Raw genomic sequence first — 3,722 nt, forward strand, 5'->3', positions numbered from 1 at the left:
CTCCGATAAATATACTTGTTTAAAGTATTACCATTTTGGAGGTGTTTTATATTGTTTCACTAATTTAGGTTAGTTCATAAGTATAAATAAGTATAAACGTTTTTTATTTTTTTAAGAAACTTAGAATTTCTTCTACTACTTGTTCTCCTTGAGAAATACAATCTGGAATACCAACCCCTTTATAGTTGTTACCTGCAACAAAAACACCAGGTAACTGTTCTTCCATAGCTTGTGATAACTTATCAAGTCGTTGCAAGTGTCCTACTTCATATTGCGGCATCGAATCTTTCCATCGTGTCACAACATAAAAATCAGGTTGAGCAGTAATCCCCATAATTTTCTTCAAATCATGTAGAGCGATAGCAGCTATCTCGTCATCACTTAAAGTGACTACCTTTTCATCCCCTGGTTTTCCAACATAGCATCGTAATAGTGCTTTATTTTCAGGTGTGGTTTCCGGCCATTTTTTATGTGTCCAAGTACATGCAGTGATACGATAATCACCATTACGTGAGACAACAAAACCTGTGCCATCTATATCTTTCGGAACAGCTTCTCGATCAAATGCCATCGCAACATTAGCAACAGAGGTTGCTTTCATTTCCCCAAAATCATCCCAGAAATCAAACTGATTAAACATATGCTTTGCTTGAGATACTGAAGTAGTCAGTGCTAAGCTATTCGCAACATGCACCTCACCATTGTCTAATAAAAGCTGATAAGTATATCCTTTTTTGTCAATTTGTTTTACTTTAGCACCCGAGACAACCTGTACAATAGATGGATCCAAACACTTTTCTATTTGCTCTACTAATGTTTGTAATCCATGCTTTAGCGAATAAAATTTACTTGTTTTTTTCGAACCATGCTGCGTTTTGTTTCCCAATGTTTTTCGTGCACCTATAATTAAGCTTCGGTGCGATTGTTCCATCTCATAAAATTGTGGGAAAGTCGCCATCAGACTTAGCTTATCAATGTTTCCTGCATATATACCTGATAATAGTGGCTCAATTAAATTCTCTAATAATTCGTTACCTAAATGATGACGAAAGAATGCTCCTACCGATTGATCGTGCTTCGGGCCTTTTTGTGGTAAAAAAAAGTCCCCTAGCATACGCAGCTTCCCTCGAAATGAAAACAAGCTAGAAAATATAAAAGGGGATAAACTAGTCGGTATCCCCATTACTGAACCTTGTGGCATCTCATGTAATTGATCCTTGACTAAAATGAATGATTTCCCCGTGTCGTTTTTTATTAAATTCTCTCCTAGTCCTACATGCCGAACTAGACGAGCACCCGATTCTTTTCGAATCAAAAAGGAATCAGGCCCTCGTTCAATAATGAATCCATTCTTCTTATACGTTTCAATTTTTCCACCGAGTTTATCCATTGCTTCTATTAAGGTTACTTTATAAGGTAATTGTCTTTCTTTAATCGTGTGTTGTAAATAATAGGCAGCAGTTAAACCAGTAATACCGCCGCCTATTATTATAATATGCTTAGCTTCTATCATGCTTAAGCCTCACTTTTATACTTTTCCCATACAACATCGGTTAAAGTTTGAATAAAGTCCGGTGCCACATTTGGCATAGGTGGGCGATAGTAAGCAGCATTTAATTCATCACACACTACCTTACATTCATAATCGTTATCATAAAGCACTTCTAAATGATCAGCAACAAAACCAACAGGTGCATAAACGAAGGTACGATAGCCTTGTTCTTGATATAACTCTCTTGTTAAATCTTGAACATCAGGGCCAAGCCACGGTTCAGGCGTATTTCCCTCGCTTTGCCAGCCAACGGCATAATTCGTAATACCAGTAGCTTCTGAAATTAATTTCGCTGTTATCGCTAGCTGTTCTGGATACGGATCACCATTTTGAATGATTTTTTCTGGTAAACTATGTGCGGAAACAACTAATACAGCTTTATCTTTTTCAGATTCAGTCATTTTCTTATACTCATTTTGAATAGCATTAGACCAATAATCAATAAATCCAGGAGCATCATACCAACTTTCCACTGAATGTATAACTGGCTTACCATGCTTTTCGGACTCTTTTTGGGCACGTCCATTGTATGATTTAACACTGAATGTGGAATAGTGAGGTGCCAAAACAATAGAAACTGCTTCTTCTATTTCATCCTCAGCCATTTGCTTTACAGCATCTTCAATAAATGGTTCAATATGCTTTAGACCTAAATAAGGGACAAATTCCACTTCATCTTGACTTTTATTTAGTGTTTGTGCTAATGCAGTTTTTTGTTGCTCAGTAATAGTAGCCAATGGTGAAATTCCACCAATTGCACGATATCTGTCGGTTAAATCCTGTAACATCTCTGGCGTTGGTTTCTTTCCGTGACGAATATCCGTATAATAACGCTCAATATCTGCTTCCTCATATGGTGTACCATATGCCATGACAAGTAAACCTACTTTTTTCTTTATCATAAAAACACCTTCCTTAACTATTATTTTAATGAGTACGTTTGAACCAATTGTGTGAGTTTCTTTAATGTTTCAGGCTTAATCTTTGGAGTAACACCATGTCCTAAATTAAACACATGACTCGGGTGTTGTTTTCCTTGATCGATGATTGCTTTTGTTCTCATTTCAATGGTATTCCAATCGGATAGTAAAATAGCTGGGTCAAGATTTCCTTGTAATGTTTTTGATATACCCAATCCTCTTGCTTCACTTATTGACATTCTCCAATCTAGCCCAATCACATCAACAGGTAAATCATTCCATTCATGAATTAAATGACTTGCTCCTACACCAAATAAAATGAGTGGCACTCCTTCATGTTGTAATTCTGAAAAAATTCGATTCATAACTGGTTTAATAAACGTGCGATAGTCACTAACAGATAATGCACCTACCCAAGAATCAAAAATTTGAATTGCTTGCGCACCTGAACGAACTTGAGCTTGTACATATGTGATTGTCATCGTTGCAAGCTTGTCCATCAGCGCAAACCATGTCGTTTGATCTTTATACATGATTGCTTTAGTTTGATGATAATTTTTTGAAGGGCCTCCTTCAATCATATAACTTGCAAGCGTAAATGGTGCACCACTAAAACCGATCAGTGGTACGTCCAATTGCTCAGCTGTTAATAAACGAATTGTATCTAACACATAAGGTACATCTTGTTCTGGTGAAATTGCGCCTAACCGCTCCACATCATAGAATGTACGAATTGGTTGATCAATTACTGGTCCTATGCCTGACTTGATTTCTACATCTACACCAATAGCAGGCAAAGGTGACATAATATCTTTATATAAGATAGCTGCATCTACACCATACTGCTCGACTGGTAATCGTGTGACATAAGCGCACAACTCAGGTTCATGTGTAATTTCAAATAACGAGTATTTTTCTTTTAATTTACGGTACTCTGGTTGTGATCTACCCGCTTGTCTCATAAACCAAACTGGTGTATATGCAGTTTCTTCTCCTTTAAAAGCTTTTAAGATTGTATCATTAAACTGTTTTTCCACAAAAGTCACCCTTCAGTTATTTATTCCTACATTTTTCCTTAACATAACGAATAAAACACATTTTGTACAGATATTTTCAAACATTGTCACTAAATTGTAATTATTATAAGGAAATATCCTTTATAATTATACTAATTCCTGAATTATTCATACTTCCTAATTAAGTCATGTTTGAAATCAAAATCAAATATTTTCTTGTTCCATTGAAAAAGT

3 protein-coding genes are annotated in these 3,722 nt (G+C 36.0%); all 3 read right to left on the reverse strand.

What is annotated here, in order from left to right; all coding sequences use genetic code 11:
• Nucleotides 1–103: 103 nt before the first annotated feature.
• Genes hemY through hemE form a run of 3 tightly spaced genes read right to left on the reverse strand, consistent with a single transcriptional unit; the run spans nt 104 to nt 3,509 of the window.
• Nucleotides 104–1,513 (reverse strand): protoporphyrinogen oxidase, encoded by a 1,410-nt coding sequence (hemY, locus tag ACH6CY_RS15470; RefSeq protein ID WP_374068210.1) that lies wholly within the window; start codon nt 1,511–1,513, stop codon nt 104–106.
• A 2-nt stretch (nt 1,514–1,515) separates the two neighbouring features.
• Complete coding sequence (gene hemH, locus ACH6CY_RS15475) at nt 1,516–2,454, reverse strand: ferrochelatase (RefSeq protein ID WP_374068211.1); 939 nt, start codon at nt 2,452–2,454, stop codon at nt 1,516–1,518.
• A 20-nt stretch (nt 2,455–2,474) separates the two neighbouring features.
• Nucleotides 2,475–3,509: a uroporphyrinogen decarboxylase gene (gene hemE, locus ACH6CY_RS15480; protein ID WP_374068212.1), complete on the reverse strand. Its 1,035-nt coding sequence runs from the start codon at nt 3,507–3,509 to the stop codon at nt 2,475–2,477.
• Between the last annotated feature and the right edge of the window lie 213 nt (nt 3,510–3,722).

Origin of the sequence: Paraliobacillus sp. JSM ZJ581 (assembly GCF_044383835.1) — a bacterium.
Classification (GTDB): Bacteria; Bacillota; Bacilli; order Bacillales; family Amphibacillaceae; genus Paraliobacillus.

What these genes read in the sequence shown, in the direction of transcription:
- hemY (WP_374068210.1), bottom strand. Translation starts at nt 1,513, where the DNA reads ATGATAGAAGCTAAGCATATTATAATAATAGGCGGCGGTATTACTGGT.
- hemH (WP_374068211.1), bottom strand. Translation starts at nt 2,454, where the DNA reads ATGATAAAGAAAAAAGTAGGTTTACTTGTCATGGCATATGGTACACCA.